Annotated in this window: 16 protein-coding genes; 8 read left to right on the plus strand and 8 right to left on the minus strand. The window is 68.6% G+C overall.

What is annotated here, in order from left to right:
- Positions 1–38 precede the first annotated feature (38 nt).
- The 4 genes from AB0D18_RS28000 to AB0D18_RS28015 all read left to right on the plus strand — a co-directional run bounded on the left by AB0D18_RS28000 (position 39) and on the right by AB0D18_RS28015 (position 3,764).
- Positions 39–1,178: an acyl-CoA dehydrogenase family protein gene (locus AB0D18_RS28000; RefSeq protein WP_362424256.1), complete on the plus strand. Its 1,140-nt coding sequence runs from the start codon at positions 39–41 to the stop codon at positions 1,176–1,178.
- Between the two features lie 135 nt (positions 1,179–1,313).
- Entirely contained in the window at positions 1,314–2,099 is a 786-nt protein-coding gene (locus AB0D18_RS28005) for an SDR family NAD(P)-dependent oxidoreductase (RefSeq protein WP_362424259.1), read from the plus strand.
- 19 nt (positions 2,100–2,118) lie between these two features.
- Complete coding sequence (locus AB0D18_RS28010; RefSeq protein ID WP_362424262.1) at positions 2,119–3,087, plus strand: aromatase/cyclase; 969 nt, start codon at positions 2,119–2,121, stop codon at positions 3,085–3,087.
- Between the two features lie 176 nt (positions 3,088–3,263).
- Positions 3,264–3,764 (plus strand): DUF5949 family protein, encoded by a 501-nt coding sequence (locus tag AB0D18_RS28015; RefSeq protein ID WP_362424265.1) that lies wholly within the window; start codon positions 3,264–3,266, stop codon positions 3,762–3,764.
- A gap of 166 nt (positions 3,765–3,930) precedes the next feature.
- Here the strand turns inward: AB0D18_RS28015 and AB0D18_RS28020 are convergent, their stop codons facing one another.
- Positions 3,931–4,332 carry a rodlin gene (locus AB0D18_RS28020; RefSeq protein ID WP_362424268.1) on the minus strand — a complete coding sequence of 134 codons (402 nt, stop codon included), beginning with the start codon at positions 4,330–4,332 and terminating at the stop codon, positions 3,931–3,933.
- Between the two features lie 259 nt (positions 4,333–4,591).
- On the opposite strand from AB0D18_RS28020, the gene AB0D18_RS28025 reads away from it, so the two are divergent.
- From AB0D18_RS28025 to AB0D18_RS28035, 3 genes are all read left to right on the plus strand, one after another.
- Positions 4,592–4,999 (plus strand): rodlin, encoded by a 408-nt coding sequence (locus AB0D18_RS28025; RefSeq protein ID WP_362424271.1) that lies wholly within the window; start codon positions 4,592–4,594, stop codon positions 4,997–4,999.
- 404 nt (positions 5,000–5,403) lie between these two features.
- Positions 5,404–7,473, plus strand: coding sequence for a reprolysin-like metallopeptidase (locus AB0D18_RS28030; protein ID WP_362424274.1), 2,070 nt, complete (start codon positions 5,404–5,406; stop codon positions 7,471–7,473).
- A 208-nt stretch (positions 7,474–7,681) separates the two neighbouring features.
- Positions 7,682–7,921: a chaplin gene (locus AB0D18_RS28035; RefSeq protein ID WP_362424277.1), complete on the plus strand. Its 240-nt coding sequence runs from the start codon at positions 7,682–7,684 to the stop codon at positions 7,919–7,921.
- A gap of 71 nt (positions 7,922–7,992) precedes the next feature.
- Here the strand turns inward: AB0D18_RS28035 and AB0D18_RS28040 are convergent, their stop codons facing one another.
- From AB0D18_RS28040 to AB0D18_RS28065, 6 genes are all read right to left on the minus strand, one after another.
- Positions 7,993–8,217, minus strand: coding sequence for a hypothetical protein (locus AB0D18_RS28040; RefSeq protein ID WP_362424280.1), 225 nt, complete (start codon positions 8,215–8,217; stop codon positions 7,993–7,995).
- Positions 8,218–8,345: 128 nt separating this feature from the next.
- On the minus strand, positions 8,346–8,666 hold the full coding sequence (locus AB0D18_RS28045) for a hypothetical protein (protein WP_362424283.1): 321 nt from the start codon (positions 8,664–8,666) through the stop codon (positions 8,346–8,348).
- A gap of 317 nt (positions 8,667–8,983) precedes the next feature.
- Positions 8,984–9,988, minus strand: coding sequence for a chaplin family protein (locus AB0D18_RS28050; RefSeq protein ID WP_362424286.1), 1,005 nt, complete (start codon positions 9,986–9,988; stop codon positions 8,984–8,986).
- Between the two features lie 205 nt (positions 9,989–10,193).
- Positions 10,194–10,427: a chaplin gene (locus tag AB0D18_RS28055; RefSeq protein ID WP_362424288.1), complete on the minus strand. Its 234-nt coding sequence runs from the start codon at positions 10,425–10,427 to the stop codon at positions 10,194–10,196.
- Positions 10,428–10,623: 196 nt separating this feature from the next.
- Entirely contained in the window at positions 10,624–10,803 is a 180-nt protein-coding gene (locus AB0D18_RS28060; RefSeq protein WP_362424290.1) for a hypothetical protein, read from the minus strand.
- 52 nt (positions 10,804–10,855) lie between these two features.
- On the minus strand, positions 10,856–11,128 hold the full coding sequence (locus AB0D18_RS28065) for a hypothetical protein (RefSeq protein WP_362424293.1): 273 nt from the start codon (positions 11,126–11,128) through the stop codon (positions 10,856–10,858).
- Positions 11,129–11,398: 270 nt separating this feature from the next.
- Between AB0D18_RS28065 and AB0D18_RS28070 the strand changes: the two genes are divergently transcribed.
- Positions 11,399–11,767 carry a hypothetical protein gene (locus AB0D18_RS28070; RefSeq protein WP_362424295.1) on the plus strand — a complete coding sequence of 123 codons (369 nt, stop codon included), beginning with the start codon at positions 11,399–11,401 and terminating at the stop codon, positions 11,765–11,767.
- Positions 11,768–13,123: 1,356 nt separating this feature from the next.
- Here the strand turns inward: AB0D18_RS28070 and AB0D18_RS28075 are convergent.
- The gene (locus AB0D18_RS28075) at positions 13,124–13,558 is read right to left on the minus strand and encodes a hypothetical protein (RefSeq protein ID WP_362424298.1); all 435 of its coding nucleotides are present in this window, start codon (positions 13,556–13,558) and stop codon (positions 13,124–13,126) included.
- Between the last annotated feature and the right edge of the window lie 1,426 nt (positions 13,559–14,984).

Consider the following 14,984-nt stretch of genomic DNA (forward strand, 5'->3'; position numbering starts at 1 on the left):
CCTAGAACATCCAGTACTAGAACGTACGGAGCACGTAGATGATCAAGTGGAACGGTGATCAGCGGGCCCTGCGCGACGGCCTCGGCCCCTACCTGGAAGACCTCAACGCCGGGCACGTCGAACGCGACGCGCAGGCTCTCTTCCCGCACGACGGATGGAAGCTCCTGGCCGACACCGGAATCCTGGGCCTGCCCTTCGACGAGCAGTACGGGGGCCTGGGCCAGGACCTCCTCACCACCATGTACGTGCTCGAAGGCCTCGGCGAGGGCTGCCGGGACGCCGGACTGAACTTCTCGGTCTGCACCCATCTCGCCAGCACCGGCGTACCGCTCCAGCGCTTCGGCTCCACCGCGCTCAAGGAGCGGTACCTGCCCGGCCTCTGCCGCGGCGAGACGATCGCCGCCCATGCCATCAGCGAGCCCGGCAGCGGCTCCGACGCGCTGGCCATGCGCACCAGGGCCCGGCGCGACGGCGACCACTGGGTGCTGAACGGCAGCAAGTCGTTCGTCAGCAACGGCCCCGTGGCCGGATTGATCGTCGTGTACGCCCGTACCGCCGACCGCTCCAGCCCACTGAGCCACACCGCCTTCCTCGTCGAACGCGACACCCCCGGCCTCGTCGTGGGCGCCCCGGTGCCGAAGATGGGCCTGCGCACCGCCCCCCTGTGCGAACTGTTCCTCGACGACTGCCGGATCCCCGCCGACCGCGTCCTTGGCCGTGTCGGCGGCGGATACCTGGTCATGGAATACGTGATGCGCTGGGAGATCCTGCTCTCCTTCGTCGTCAACGCCGGAGAGATGACCGACCGCCTGAACCGCTGCGTGCAGTACGCCAAGGAACGCACCCAGTTCGGCCGGCCGATCGGCTCCAACCAGGCGATCTCGCACAAGCTCGTCGACATGAGGATCGGCGTCGAAAGCGCCCGCCAGTGGCTCTACCTCACCGCCCAGAAGATGGCCGACGGCGAGAACGTCACCGAGGACATCGCCCTCGCCAAGCTGGTCACCAGCGAGGCCAACGTCGCCTCCGCCCTGTCCGCGGTGCAGATCTTCGGAGCGAACGGCTACATGTCCGAGTACGGAATCGAGAAGGAGCTCCGCAACTCGGTCGCCGGAACGATCTATTCGGGAACCTCCGAAACCCAGCGCAACCGCGTCGCCTCCCTGCTCGGCCTCTGAACCGGCAGAGAGCGGCTCCCCGCAAAGCCGCCCCCTCCACCCCCCTTCCGCCGCCTCTCCACCAGCGCGGCACACAGTCGTGACACCAGCCCAACCCACCCACCCGCCGCACTCGTTCACCCCGGAGGAAGACACATGACCGCACCGACGAAGCCGGTGGCGCTGGTCACCGGTGCCACCAGTGGTATCGGCCTCGCGGTCGCACGCGACCTCGGCCGCCGCGGGCACCGCGTGTTCCTGTGCGCCCGCACCGAGTCCACCGTCCGGGAGACCGTGGACCTCCTTCGCGGCGAAGGCATCGAAGCCGACGGCGCCGCGGCCGACGTCCGCGACGGCGAGTCCATCACCGCCCTGGTCGCCGCCGCGGTCGCCGCGTTCGGCCCCATCAGCGTCCTGGTCAACAACGCGGGCCGCAGCGGCGGCGGAGTCACCGCCGACATCCAGGACGAGCTCTGGCACGACGTGATCGCCACCAACCTCACCAGTGTCTTCCTGCTGACCCGCGAGGTGCTCAAGAAGGGCGGCATGGAAGGCGCCGCGTACGGCCGCATCGTCAACATCGCCTCGACCGCCGGCAAGCAGGGTGTCGTCCTGGGCGCCCCGTACTCGGCCTCCAAGCACGGCGTCGTCGGCTTCACCAAGGCCCTCGGCAACGAGCTGGCGCCCACCGGCATCACCGTCAACGCGGTCTGCCCGGGATACGTCGAGACCCCGATGGCCCAGCGCGTCAGGTCCGGATACGCGGCGGCGTTCGACACGACCGAGGACGCCATCATGGAGAAGTTCACGGCGAAGATCCCCCTCGGCCGCTACAGCACCCCCGAGGAGGTCGCCGGTCTCGTCGGCTACCTGACCACGGACCTGGCAGCCTCCATCACCTCCCAGGCGATCAACGTCTGCGGCGGACTCGGCAACTTCTGATCGGGAAGAGAGAACTCCGATGGTGAACGAGCAGGTGCACCGCACGGTGCACGAGCACGAGACCGACGCCCCCGCGGACACGGTCTACGCACTTCTCGCCGACGCGGTCCGGTGGCCGCTGTACTTCCCGCCGAACGTCCATGTGCGGCAGCTGGAGAGCACCGGCGACACGGAACGGCTGCGGATGTGGGCCACGGCCAACGGACAGGTCAAGTCCTGGACCTCACGCCGCACCCTGGACCCGGCCCGGCGGCGCATCGAATTCCGCCAGGAGGTCTCCGCGGCCCCCGTCGCGTCCATGGGCGGCACCTGGATCGTCGAGGCCCTCGGCGACGCGCGCGCGAAGGTCACCCTGCTGCACGACTTCACCGTCCTGGGCACCGGCGCCGAGTACGCCGAGAACGTCGCATGGGTCGAGCGTGCCGTCGACACCAACAGCCGCGCCGAACTGGCGAACCTCGCCGGGCTCGTCCAGGGCTGGCAGCAGCTCGACGAACTCACCCTGTCCTTCGAGGACTCCGTCCACGTCGACGGGCCGGCCGACCTCGTCTACGACTTCCTCTACCGGGCCCAGGACTGGCCCGAGCGCGTCCCCCACGTGGACCGCCTCGACCTCACCGAGGACGAGCCCGGCGTCCAGGTCATGGCCATGGACACCCGCACCGCCGACGGCTCGGTGCACACCACCGAATCGGTACGCGTGTGCTTCCCCGACGAGCTGCGCATCGTCTACAAGCAGACCGCCACCCCCGCACTGATGGCCGCCCACACCGGCTGCTGGACCCTCACACCCGCCGAGAACGGCGGCGTCACCGTGACGTCCCAGCACAGCGTGGTGCTCCGCGAAGAGCCCATCCAGAAGGTACTCGGCGAGGGCGCCGACATCCCCCGCGCCCGCGCCTACGTCCGCGAAGCCCTGGGCCGCAACAGCACCGCCACCCTGAAACTCGCCAAGAACTTCGCGGAAACCACCACCCCGGTCTCCTGACCGCCGAACCAGCGGAAGCCGGAACCGGACCCCACCGGCCCCGGCCCCGGCTTCCGCGAGACGGCCGCCCGCACTGCCGCGCGCTTACCCGTACGGACTACCGGGCGGCATTCCTTAGCCCGAGTGGGTGACAAGAACCACTGAACGGCCAAGCAGGGCAATTACTGTCCTGTCGCATGACTTCCACCGAAACAAGCGAAATCGTCCTCAACAAGGCTCACTTGGGCACGATCGGTGTCCTCGCCTGGGCCGGCACGCACACCGACGACGGCCGCGACGTGGCCTTCCTGCTCGCCTACCCGCTCGGCGACGGAGAGGGCAGTACGGAGGAGGGCGAGCTCGCGGTCCGCGCCATGCTCACCCAGGCCGGCCTCCCCGTGGGCGGCGCCATCGTCAACGGTGCGCTCTCCAGCGTCCCGCTGTCCCTGCTGGTCGAGGGCAGCAGCGCGGTCCTGACCCTGCCCCAGCTCAACGCCACCTGCACCGCCCCGCCGGAATGGTTGGCCGCCGCGGAGAAGCGCGGCCAGGTGCACCTGATGTTCACCACCCGCACCTGGCCGGAGGCCAAGCCGGGCGAGCCCGTCACCGAGGAGAACCTCCAGGCGTTCGTCGGCGACGAGGAGACGATCCGCTCCTCCGCCCACTGCCGCCTCCCGGCGGCCCGCCTGCGCAGGTGACGTACGTACCCGGGTGACGTACGCACCCGGTGGCAGACGTGCATGGGCCCCGCGAAGAATTCCTTCGCGGGGCCCATGCGCCGTTCACCTCAACCCGGTGTGCGAGCGGCTGTCACGCACTCCGGGCCCACCACCGGGCCCCTCCGCAGCAGAAGGGGCCCCGGTATCAGTGGTTGCCGGCGCCGTTGCCGGTCAGGACGGGAATGTCGTTGAGGATGTGCGAGAGCGGCTCGTCACCCTTGGCCTGGGTGGAGTTCTCGACACACTGCTGGTTCTGCGGGGCGGACAGGATCGGGATGTCCTGGACGCCGATCGGCACGAGACCCACGAGGGACTGGACGTTGGCCTTGGCCGGCAGGCCGACACAGGGCTTGTTGAGCGAGCCCTGAACCAGGGACATCTGCGGGCTCATGTCGCCACGGGTCTCCGAGTTGCCGTAGTGCTGCTCGGCACCGTTACCGCTCAGCGACGTCGTACCACCGTCGTCCGCGATCGCCATGGCCTGCGGTGCGGCGAAGCCCACCGCGGACGCTGCGACTGCGGCCGTGACCATCATCTTCTTCAGCATCTACATTTCCCTCTTCGTTTCGGACAGACGGTCTTGCGTCCTGCCCAACCACGGCACCTCGCGTTTGGTTCCTTCCGTTCACCCGAATGGAATAAAAACGTCCCACCGGGCACTCTCCGCCGATATTTCCATCCAGTCTGTTTGTCATTTAATTCACGGAAGAGCCGTACGAGTGAATGGTGATAACCAAAGGACCTCCGAAGAGTTTTCCAGGGAGCCTCAGCTCGGGGTACTCCAGTGGGAAAGAAGGAATTCAGAGATGAAGAAGGTCATGGCAACCGCCGTGTTCGCAGCGTCCGCGGTGGGCTTCACCGTCATCGGCGCTCCGCAGGCCATGGCGATCACGGACGACGGTGGCACGACGTCGCTGAGCGGAAACAAGGCGGAGCAGCACTACGGCAACGCGGAGACCGCCGGCGACATGAGCCCGCAGATGTCCGTCGTGCAGGGCACGCTCAACAAGCCCTGCATCGGCCTGCCGGCCAAGGCCAACGTCCAGTCCCTCGTGGGCGTTGTGCCGATCGGTGTCCAGGACATCCCGGTCCTGTCCGCCCCGCAGAACCAGCAGTGCGCCGAGAACTCCACCCAGGCCAAGGGTGACGAGCCGCTCTCGCACATCATCGATGACATCCCGGTCCTGTCGGGCAACGGTGTGAACAACCACTGACGCCGTTCCGCGGCGCGGCCCGGCGGGGCCACGCCGCGGATGCATTTACGCGCACATCAGTTGAGCCCCCCAGCAGATCTGCTGGGGGGCTCAACTGATGTGCAATACAGGAGGACGTGCACGCCTGCGTGAATTGGCGGTCATCAACGACGTGTGCGCCGACGGCTGGGAGAATCGCGCCCGAACAGGTGCAAGTGCGAGATTACCGCACCGAACCAGAAATCCGGCCGGGTGTCACCCGAATGCCTTTCGTGTCGTGTGAGCGGGTGAAGTGTTCGGGCAAAACGGTGCGCGTGTGCGAGGTATACGGGTGACACCGGGGATTTCCCGGTGCGGCACCTGCCGCCCGAGGGAAAGCCTGTCGCCGTTCCCTCTCGCCCCTTTCGGCAGGAAGAAGTTGACACGTGAAGCGCAGAAACCAGTGGGCCGGGGGGCTCGTGCTCGGCGCGATGGTCCTCGGCAGTTCCGGGTTCGCCGCCCCGCCCCGGCCCGCCCCCGCGGCTGCCGCGTCCTTCGCAGGGCCGGGGGCCGTGCTGTCGGCCGCGCCCGCGAAGGAGGACACCACCCCCGGGGACGGCGGCGGCTCCGAGGCGGTGCGCCAGCGCGAGGCCGAGCTCAACCCCGTGGCGCTGCAGGCCCTGTGCGCGGGCCCCTCCGACCGTGAGTACAGCTTTCCCCTCTTCGACGACGTGACCGTCGAGGTGGTGGAGCAGTCCCGCAGCGTGGTGGGGAACGTGGTGGTGCTCTCGGCGGCGGTGCAGGGCGCGGTCGGCGAGCAGGTCGTGGCCACGGCCCAGAACGCCTGCGACGGTGTACCGGGCAACGAGCACCTGACGGCCCAGTTCATGCTGGGCGGGGACTCGTACGCCATCGAGTCCAGCGGCCCCGACCGGGTGTCCATCACCCAGGTGACCCCGCTGGGCGACGAGGACGAAGGGCAGTCCATGAAGATGCCGCCGGCCCCGGCATCGATCCCCGTACTGCGGTCCGCCCCGGTGACCCCGGACAAGGCCTGCCGGAAGGGCGGCAGCACCACGCTCATCGACCTCGTCGTCGGCTACACGCCCAAGGCGCTCGCCGAGTCGGGCGGCGTCACCCAGATGCGCGCCGACATCACCCGGGCCGTGGCGCTCACCAACGACGCCCTGGCCGACAGCAAGGTCAACGCCCGCGTCCGCCTGCTGACCATCCCCCCCGTCTCCCAGGTCCCCGCGGCACGCGACGGCGTCACCCAGGACCTCATCAAGGCGCTGGCCACCCCCCGTGACGGGCTGCTCGACGAGATGCAGACCCTCCGCGACCGCCACGGCGCCGACCTGGTCTCGGTGATCGCCGGCGGCCGGGCCGCAGGCGGCCTCGGCTACTCGCCCAAGGCTCCCTCCACCAAGACCGCCAACTACGGCTACAACGTCGTGGCGCACGCCGCGCTGAAGAACTTCTCCCTCGGCCACGAGATCGGCCACAACCTCGGCTCCGCGCACGACCGCACCACCGAACCGAACCAGCCGCCGCCCTACGGCGCCAACGGCTACTTCCCCCGCAACGGCGACTTCGCCTCGCTGATGGCCTACGAGTCCAGCTGCCGCAAGTCCACCCGTGGCCGGTGCGGACGCGTCAACCAGTTCTCCAACCCCGATCTGACCTACCGCGGCCAGCCCTTCGGCATCCCGCTCGGCCGGCCCGACGAGGCCGCCACCGCACAGATCTTCAACACCACGGCCAAGGCCATCGCCTCGTACCGCAACACCACGTCCAGCGACACCCTGTGCGCGGTGACCACCGCGGTTTCCCCCGGCGGCGCCGGCACCGTGACCCCCGCCCAGACCGGCCCCTACCCCAAGGGCAGCACCGCCCGGTTCACCGCGAAGCCCAGCGCGGGCTACGTCTTCGCCGGCTGGACCCTGAACGGGAAGAAGGCCGGCACCGCCGACAACACCCTCAACGTCGCCGTCACCGCGGACCAGACGCTGACCGCCGCCTTCCGCAAGGGCCAGACCCCGCAGCCGAAGGTGACCACCTCCGCCACCCAGGGCGGCACCGTGAAGAAGGTGCCCGCCAAGCGCGGTGCCCCCTCCACCGGCACCGAGCTGTACGACGCGGTCCCCGCGCCCGGCTGGAGCTTCACCGGCTGGACCCTCAACGGCTCGAACGCCGGCGACGACGACACGGTCGAACTCGAACTGGACGACGAGAACCTCGCCCTGCGCGCGGAGTTCGACCGCAACCAGTACACCCTCCGTACGGACGTACGCGGCGGCCGAGGAAAGGTCACCCTGTCCGAGCAGGGTCCGTACGCGGAAGGGGACACCGTGACCGCCACGGCCGCCCCCGAGCGCGGCTTCGTCTTCACCGGCTGGCTCCTGGACGGTCAGGAGTACGGCGGCGACATCGACAGGTCCACCGGCGAGACCGCCCTCTCCTTCAGCGACGACAAGAGCCACACCCTCACCGCGCTCTTCGCACAGGTGAAGTGACTGGTCGTCACACCCCATGATGTGGCCGGCCCCGTCCGGGGCCGGCCACCGCTTTTCCCCGTGTGAAGAAATAAAAATATATGAATAAATGAATCCGAGTGCGCCATCTGCGGTATTTCAGCTGCTCCGGTGCTTCCTGTGCCCAGGGCTTTCTCTGAAATGTGCAAAGATCGTCGAAATACCCCAGCTCTCCAGGAGACGCACCATTATGAACGCTGCTAAGAAGGCTGCCTTCGTCCTCGCCACTGCGGGTCTCGCGGCCGGCGCCGCCGCCGGTACCGCCGCGGCCGACAGTGAGGCGGAGGGCGTCGCGGCCCACTCTCCGGGCGTCATCTCGGGCAACCAGGCCCAGGTCCCCGTGCACGTTCCGGTGAACGTGTCCGGCAACACCGCCAACCTGATCGGCGCGCTGAACCCGGCGTTCGGCAACACCGCCGTCAACAGCTGATTCCGGCTGTCGCCCACGCGAGTGGGGCCCCACAGACGAACTGTGGGGCCCCACTCATGTGCGTGTCCGGGTCAGAGCAGATCCAGATCGACGTCCAGGTCGAGAAGGCCGTGGTGCGGGTGCCACCGGGGTCCGTCGGTGCAGAACATGTGCCCGTGATGCACCCAGCAGCGGTCGGCGGCCGACGGTTGTGCCGACGGCTGAGCCGGTGCCGCAGAGGCCGCCCCTGCCAGCGGAAGAAGAGCGACTGCCGTGAGGACAGCGGTGGCCGCAGCTCGTCCGACGATCTTGCGCATGTGGTGCTCCCATGAACGGGGAATATGACAAAAAGAGGCATACCGCCGCCTCTTGAAGTCGTCACCACGACACACACGCGTCACCCGTACGGGACCCCTATTGGGCCGTCCGCCCCGCCCGGCAGCCCCTAACGGCCGACCGGGAGACCGCCGAGCATCGAACCGGCAGCGGGCCTGACCGCGCCTTCGACCAGCTTCATCGGCTCCGCGTTCCTCGTGTCGTTCAGCTTCTTCGCGACATCCTTCGCGGAGTTCACCAGCGGTACCGGCCCGTCGAGCGGCTTCGTGTGCGTGTTGTACGCGTCCACCAGCTGCTGCACACCGGAGTTGAGGCTCATCGAGGGGCTGGTCGGCACGCCGGCCCCACTCTGTGCGGCAGCAACCGAGGCGGCCGAGCCCACCGCGACCATGGACACGGCCAGGACCGAAGCAGCCTTCGTGTACTTCATCTAAGTTCCCTCATTTTCTGCGGTGAGCTTCTCAGTGTGACGAATTCGGCGCCGTGAGTACGTCCTCTCGCAACGCCCACGCCATGACTAACGGCCTGTCCGCCGCGGAGAAACTGAATCCATGCACAGATTCCCGCATTTCACCCGCATGCCGAAAATAAGCGTACGCAAATAAGCGGCACGCAAAGAAGAGCGGGAAACGAAGCCGTCCCGCCGCCTGACGGCAGCGGGACGGGAAGCGGGGCCGACTCTCTTGGCAACAGAGTCCTCAAGTGCCTGCCCCGCTGGGGCGACGACGGCCGCCCTGCGCTCTGGGATCAGCGCTGTGCGGCGCGGCCGCGACGGGCCAGGAACGCACCGGCGGGGATCAGCGCGGCGCCCAGCGCGGCAGCGTTTCCAGTCTCACCGACACCGGTGGACGCCATGCGCGGCTTGCCGTGGGGCTTGCCCGGGGCAGAGGGCTTGGACGGAGCAGTCGGCTTGCCCGGGACGGTGGGCTTGCCGGGGGGCTTGACGACCGGCGGCTTGACAACCGGGGGCTTGACGACCGGGGGCTCGTCCGCCGGGGGCTCGTCCGCCGGAGGCTCATCGGCCGGGGGCTCGTCGGCCGGGGGCTCGTCCGCGGGCGGCTCGTCGGCCGGGGGCTCGTCGGCCGGCGGCTCATCGGCCGGGGGCTCGTCGGCCGGGGGCTCGTCCGCGGGCGGCTCGTGCGACGGCGGGGTCTGCATGGCCGGGCCGTTGGCGCATTCGTTGCCGAACGCCGGGTTCAGGCCGGCGATCCCGTTGGCCGTGTTGCCACAGGCGTTGACCGGTACGTGCACCGGGACCTGGGCGTTGTTGCCGGAGACGACGCCGGGGGAGTGGGTCACCTCGGAGTCGGCCGAGGCGCCGTTGTCCGTGGTCCCGTGGCCGCCGTGGCCTCCGTGCTTGTGCCCGGAGATGTTGGCGCACTTGTTGCCGAACGCCGGGTTCAGGGCGCCGATCAGGTTGGCGGTGTTGCCGCAGAGGTTGACCGGTACGTGCACCGGGACCTGGGCGTTGTTGCCGGAGACGACGCCGGGGGAGTGGGTCACCTCGGAGTCGGCCGAAGCACCGCCGCCCATGGCTCCGTGGCCGCCGTGGCCTCCGTGCTTGTGCCCGGAGATGTTGGCGCACTTGTTGCCGAACGCCGGGTTCAGCAGACCGATCACATTGACCGTGTTGCCGCAGACGTTCACCGGTACGTGCACCGGAACCTGCGCGCTGTTGCCGGATCCGACGCCCGGCGAGTTCGAGACCGCCCCGTCCGCTGCAGCGTCCGCAAAGGCGGAGCCCGCGGTCATGGAGAGCACACCCGAGACTGCTGCTGTTACCAGCAGACTCTTACGCAATACCTGTCGCACTTCGCCGTTCCCTGTCTTTCATGATTGCGGGGCGAGCCGATTGCTCGCCCACACGCGAGGAGGCGTTGAACGGCCAACCCCTGAATGCAATACATGAATTCAGGGACTGGCCGGGTCCGAACACACGAAGGTTCGGGTTTCAGAACTACTTGTTGACGCAGGTGTTGCCGAACGCCGGGTTCAGCAGCGCGATCACGTTGACGGTGTTACCGCAGAGGTTCACGGGCACGTGGACCGGAACCTGGACGTTGTTGCCCGAGAGCACGCCGGGAGAGTTCTTGACGACGGCGTCGGCGCCGGCGTCCGCCATGGCGGGGGCGGCCGCACCGAGGGTCATGAGCGATCCGGCGACAACTGCGGCGATCTTCGTGTACTTCATTTTGTGACCTTTCATTCGGCGGCACCCTGAACAGTCACGTATTTCGTGCTGCACGGGTTCAATTGGCATTCCCGTAGCGCCGCTTTCCCTATCGGTAACGATGTGGCGTCATTGAGGAAACTCATTTTATTCCGTGAGTTTTTTCTGTCACTCGAAAGGCCTATAGGGAGAAGCTGTGAGAAGTGATCCACGGTGCTTATCGGGAAGCCGGGGGTGCGGGCTCCAGGATGCGGTCGGCGCCCTGAAAGCTCCCCTTTGAGACCTGAGGTGCCGTCAGGGGAAGTGCGAGCGGCAGTTCGTCCGCCGCAGCGGCACCGGCCGGGGCTGCGAGTGCGGCGGACGCGGCGACGGCGAGGATCAGCGGGTACTTCTTCATGAGCTGTCAACGGCGGGCGCACCGTAGGGTCACGCCCACCACCGGGCCGCGGTCAGCCGCCGAGGGGGAGACCACTGAGGGGGAGCCCGCCGAGCAGGTCGCCACCGGGCAGGCCGCCGGGGACGGCGGACGCGGGTGAGGCTCCCTTGGCCAGGTCCCCGACCAGGGGGAGCCCGCCCAGAAGGTCGCCGGCCGGAGCCGCGGCGGCCGGGCCCGGTGCCGGGGCGGCCTCGGGGGCAGCAGCCTGAGCAGTCCCCGCAGCGGCGAGCGCCGCACCCGAGGCGAGAACGGCGAGGGCGGCGGCGGTGGTCTTGTGGTGGCGCATGATTCTCCTGCTGAGTGCGGTTCGGCTGGACGCAGGCGCAACGAGCCGCACCGCGCTGAAGTCACGCGCCCGCCCCGTCCGGGAGTCACCTGCCCGCCCCGGAAGGGTGTTCGACCGCCGGGCCCCACCGGAGGGCGGAGTGCGTCAATAGGGTGATCTGCGCTCCGGTCACGTCTCCATTGGTGAGGGCACGCGTTCTCCAGAGGTGAAACGACAGCGGCCATTTCGGCGGCGTGTCGTCCCGTCACCGCCCGACAGACAGGATCCCTCGTGAAGTACATGCAGGCCACCGCCGCTCTCGCAGGAACGTTCGTTGCCCTGGGCTCGGCCACCCCGGCGTTCGCCCACCACGCCGGTGACCACGCCATGCCGGGATCCGCGCAGGTCGCAGGGGAGCAGTCGCAGGCCGACGAGGTCAACGCCCAGCAGGTGAAGCGGCTGACGGACGTCCTCACCCCCCAGAAGTTCGTGGGCGACGTCAAGTCCCAGGTGGACGGCATGCAGCTCAGGGAAGAAGCTGCGGCCGGCCGGGTGCACCCGGCCGGCCCCGGGGCCGTGCCTGCCCCCGGCGCCCTGCTCGGCGGGCTCGCCGCAGGCGGAGGCCCCATCGGCGTTCCGGTCGCCGACCTGCTGGGCTGATCTGCGTACGCCGTGCCGCCTTCACGCGTGGGGTGTTCAGGCGAACATCTCGCCGAGCATCTCCGGTCCGATGGCGATGAGCGCGGGGTGGTAGGCGGGCGGCTGCGTGCCCATCAGTTCGCGTACGAGGAAGTCCCAGCTGCGTGTACGGGTGTAGGCCAGGCTGTCGATCAGTGTGTGTTCGGCGGCTATGGGCGGGTCGGGGTGGGTTGTCCCGGTGCGGCGATGTGGTCGGGCGGGTCGTCGGCGTGGGTGGGGTGGGTCCGGGTGGCGTTGCGGAGGGGCTTGTTCCGTCCTGGGGTGCTTTGCCTGTTCGGTGTGATGGCGGCGAGGCCGGGTGGGTGAGGGGTTGCGCGTCGGGGCTGGTTGTGCCGGGGTCGGAGCATGGGGCGACCCGGTTGGTCTGCGGGCCGGGGTGGGGGTTGTCGGCCACGGGGTGGTGCCGGGCGGGGTCGAACCTATGTGGTCGGTGGGGTATGCGGTGGGTGTTTGTCTTCCCGTCGGGGGCGTTGGCGCGGGACTGTTCCGGTGGTGTTCAGCCGGTGGGGGGTGAGTGTGTTGATGTCGGTGTGTTCGAGGTCGGCGGGTGTCTTCCCGGTCCAGTCGTGGGCGCGGGTGGGGTGTTGAGGGTCGGCGCGGAGTCGATGAAGCACTCCTGGCCGGCCGCCATGGTGACGGTGTGGTCCTGGTCGTTGTCCGTGAGCCGGGCGGATCGGGTGCTGTCGGGGGAGTCCCGGCAGACGGTGCGCCGGTAGGGGGCCCCGTCCACGAGTCCGGCGGCGGTGACAGCTCCTGTTCGGCTTCGTCGGGGCGCGGGATTTTCCGTACTGTCCCCTGGCCGGTGGTGATCTGGCCGTGCGGTGTGCCGGTGTGCAGGCCGTTCCCGGGACTCGGGGACAGGGTCTCCTCCGTCCGGGCCTGCTGAAAGACCACAGCCGACCCAACCACCTACCGGTACCGGACTCCGAGGTCTCCACGAAAGGCGCCGAACCCGGCGTCAGAGCTTCAACCCGAGGCGAGAAACCCCCGGCCCCCGGCCCCCGGCCCTGGCCCCGGCCCCGCACCATGACCTGCCCGACCGCCGGGTCCGGGGACCGGCCAAGGCAGGAGCAAGCCCAGCCACCACCCCCACACCTCGGCGACAGACCGGCCCCGGACCCCGCTCACCACAGCGCCCGGCCACCGCCCCACACCGGCAGCACCTCCGCACCCGAACACCACACCTCACCGCCCATGCCCAGGCCGGTCCCCGGCCCCCTTCCCCCAGTTCGAAGGGGGCGGCAACCCGGCACAGGGAAGAAAGGAACGTCTCCCCGGCCAGGAGAGGCACACGAGGAACCACACCAGAGACCCGTCTCAACCTCCCCTGTTCTGTACCCACTCCAGGATTTCCGCGGCGCCCCGACGAACGACCGGTTCCGGGCCTCGGACGAGCTGCTCGCACACGACTGCAAGACCCGCCACTCTGCCCGCCGTCACCAGCGCGTCGTGCACGCCGGTCTGCACCCAATCGGCATGACTGCCGTCAGCCCCCGCCACCGCCCGCGCAAGGACCCCTACCGCCACCGCCGTTCCCGCCCGCGCCAAAGCCTCTGCCGTCTGCCGCGCCACCGCCGTGTCCTCCACGTCCAGGAGCAGGCCCACCAACGCCTCCGCGGCCTCAGGGACCTCGGCGAAGGAAGCAAGCGCCCTCCCGCCCCGCGCACGCCGCGACCACAAAGACGACGACGCCTCCGCCAACGCCTCCTGCAACCCGCCCACTACGCCCGCCGCTCCCTTGCTGCTGCCCATCGCATTCCTAGCCTGTCGAGCTGTGCCCACCGTCCTGTGGCGGGTTCGTGGGCGTTCTGTCGCGTGCCGGCCGAGAGCTGTTCTGTGTTTCGCGGGGCTGCCCCCCGGGTTATGCGTGCACTTGTCCTCCTCGAGTTGTTCTTCGTGTTTTCTGGGTTCTTGCGGGTGTCTTTCGCGGGTGTTCCAGCAACCGTTGGTGCGGGGATGCCAGGTGGTCCTACTGGTGGTGGCACGCCGCCTACTGTCTGAGGTTTTTGTGTTGGGCTGTGAGTTCCTCCGGCCCCGGTCCTGTGGTTCTGGTTTCGGAGATGACGGGCAGGTCGGTTTCGCGTTGTCTGTTCCGTGTCTCCGGCCGTCCGGCGCTGGTGATGCGTGTCTGTGGCCTTCGGGGTTTTCTGCGTGTTCTTCGCCCAACCCCCAGCCCCCATCCACCCATCCGTCCTCGTGAGTTTCTGTCCTTTCCTGACGGTGGTTGTAGGTGGCGGGAGGTGTGGGTGCATAGCCGTCCAGTTGTTCTTTCCGCCCGCTGTGTATTCAAGGTGGTTTCCCTCGCCCGGGGTGGTGCGGTTGTGTACGGCCGGCGCACGGCTGGCATGTGCCGTGGTTGTATATGGCAGCCCACGGTTTCATGCCGTTCCTGTCTGAATCAGCAGGTCAAGCGAGGGAGCCAGCACCAACTCCCTGCGTGTGCACAACTGTTGGGCGATGACGGTGGCGATAGGGGTCTTGCCGGTCGGGGTGGCCGCGCTCACCTGCGTCCGTAGCCCCTCCGGCGGCAGCGACCCGCCGGCAGGTACCTGGGGCACCCACAACACGGCGCCCCCGCCTCCTTCTGATGCAGGAACAGCGATGCCCCCGACACGACCAGCTTCTCTCAAAATCTGCATCCAACGGAATTACCAGATGCTGTTCCGGCTGCGCGCAATTTGGTTATGGCGGTGCCCCGGATATCAAGGGTTGCTTTATCTGGATACTGTACAAGCTGCTAACCGGATTGTATCCGCAGACCCTCACCCCGGAGATGGCTACTTATCCCAGAGCCTACCCGCCTTAGAAAATTGACGCACATACGTGGAAGAAGCCGTCACGAGGGGGCCCGCCCTTACTACGGCGAGACTTCAAAACCCCCGCAGCAAGGTGACAGCCCACCCCAACTCCCCACTCCCAGGCACGCACAGGCCGGACACTCTGCAGAACCCAACCCCTGACTTACCGTCAGCCGGCACACCGAACAAACCCGGCCCCGTATCCAGCTCAAGGCCACTGCGGAGCAGGGGCCGTTGGCCGGATCGCGGAGCGATCCGAGCCCGCCGCCGACGAAGTCGACGGCCAGGGCCACGGAGTGGCCCGGATTCGTGCGGCGAAGCCGCCGGATCACCGCGCGGAGCGCGGTGCGTCTTCCGCCGCGTAGCGGCGGCGCGTCGTG

The sequence above is a fragment of the Streptomyces sp. NPDC048442 genome (genome assembly GCF_040651475.1).
Lineage (GTDB): Bacteria > Actinomycetota > Actinomycetes > Streptomycetales > Streptomycetaceae > Streptomyces.

What these genes read in the sequence shown, in the direction of transcription:
- AB0D18_RS28005 (WP_362424259.1), top strand. Translation starts at nt 1,314, where the DNA reads ATGACCGCACCGACGAAGCCGGTGGCGCTGGTCACCGGTGCCACCAGT.
- AB0D18_RS28010 (WP_362424262.1), top strand. Translation starts at nt 2,119, where the DNA reads ATGGTGAACGAGCAGGTGCACCGCACGGTGCACGAGCACGAGACCGAC.
- AB0D18_RS28025 (WP_362424271.1), top strand. Translation starts at nt 4,592, where the DNA reads ATGAAGAAGGTCATGGCAACCGCCGTGTTCGCAGCGTCCGCGGTGGGC.
- AB0D18_RS28015 (WP_362424265.1), top strand. Translation starts at nt 3,264, where the DNA reads ATGACTTCCACCGAAACAAGCGAAATCGTCCTCAACAAGGCTCACTTG.
- AB0D18_RS28040 (WP_362424280.1), bottom strand. Translation starts at nt 8,217, where the DNA reads ATGCGCAAGATCGTCGGACGAGCTGCGGCCACCGCTGTCCTCACGGCA.
- AB0D18_RS28045 (WP_362424283.1), bottom strand. Translation starts at nt 8,666, where the DNA reads ATGAAGTACACGAAGGCTGCTTCGGTCCTGGCCGTGTCCATGGTCGCG.
- AB0D18_RS28075 (WP_362424298.1), bottom strand. Translation starts at nt 13,558, where the DNA reads ATGGGCAGCAGCAAGGGAGCGGCGGGCGTAGTGGGCGGGTTGCAGGAG.
- AB0D18_RS28035 (WP_362424277.1), top strand. Translation starts at nt 7,682, where the DNA reads ATGAACGCTGCTAAGAAGGCTGCCTTCGTCCTCGCCACTGCGGGTCTC.
- AB0D18_RS28020 (WP_362424268.1), bottom strand. Translation starts at nt 4,332, where the DNA reads ATGCTGAAGAAGATGATGGTCACGGCCGCAGTCGCAGCGTCCGCGGTG.
- AB0D18_RS28000 (WP_362424256.1), top strand. Translation starts at nt 39, where the DNA reads ATGATCAAGTGGAACGGTGATCAGCGGGCCCTGCGCGACGGCCTCGGC.
- AB0D18_RS28055 (WP_362424288.1), bottom strand. Translation starts at nt 10,427, where the DNA reads ATGAAGTACACGAAGATCGCCGCAGTTGTCGCCGGATCGCTCATGACC.
- AB0D18_RS28065 (WP_362424293.1), bottom strand. Translation starts at nt 11,128, where the DNA reads ATGCGCCACCACAAGACCACCGCCGCCGCCCTCGCCGTTCTCGCCTCG.
- AB0D18_RS28060 (WP_362424290.1), bottom strand. Translation starts at nt 10,803, where the DNA reads ATGAAGAAGTACCCGCTGATCCTCGCCGTCGCCGCGTCCGCCGCACTC.
- AB0D18_RS28050 (WP_362424286.1), bottom strand. Translation starts at nt 9,988, where the DNA reads ATGACCGCGGGCTCCGCCTTTGCGGACGCTGCAGCGGACGGGGCGGTC.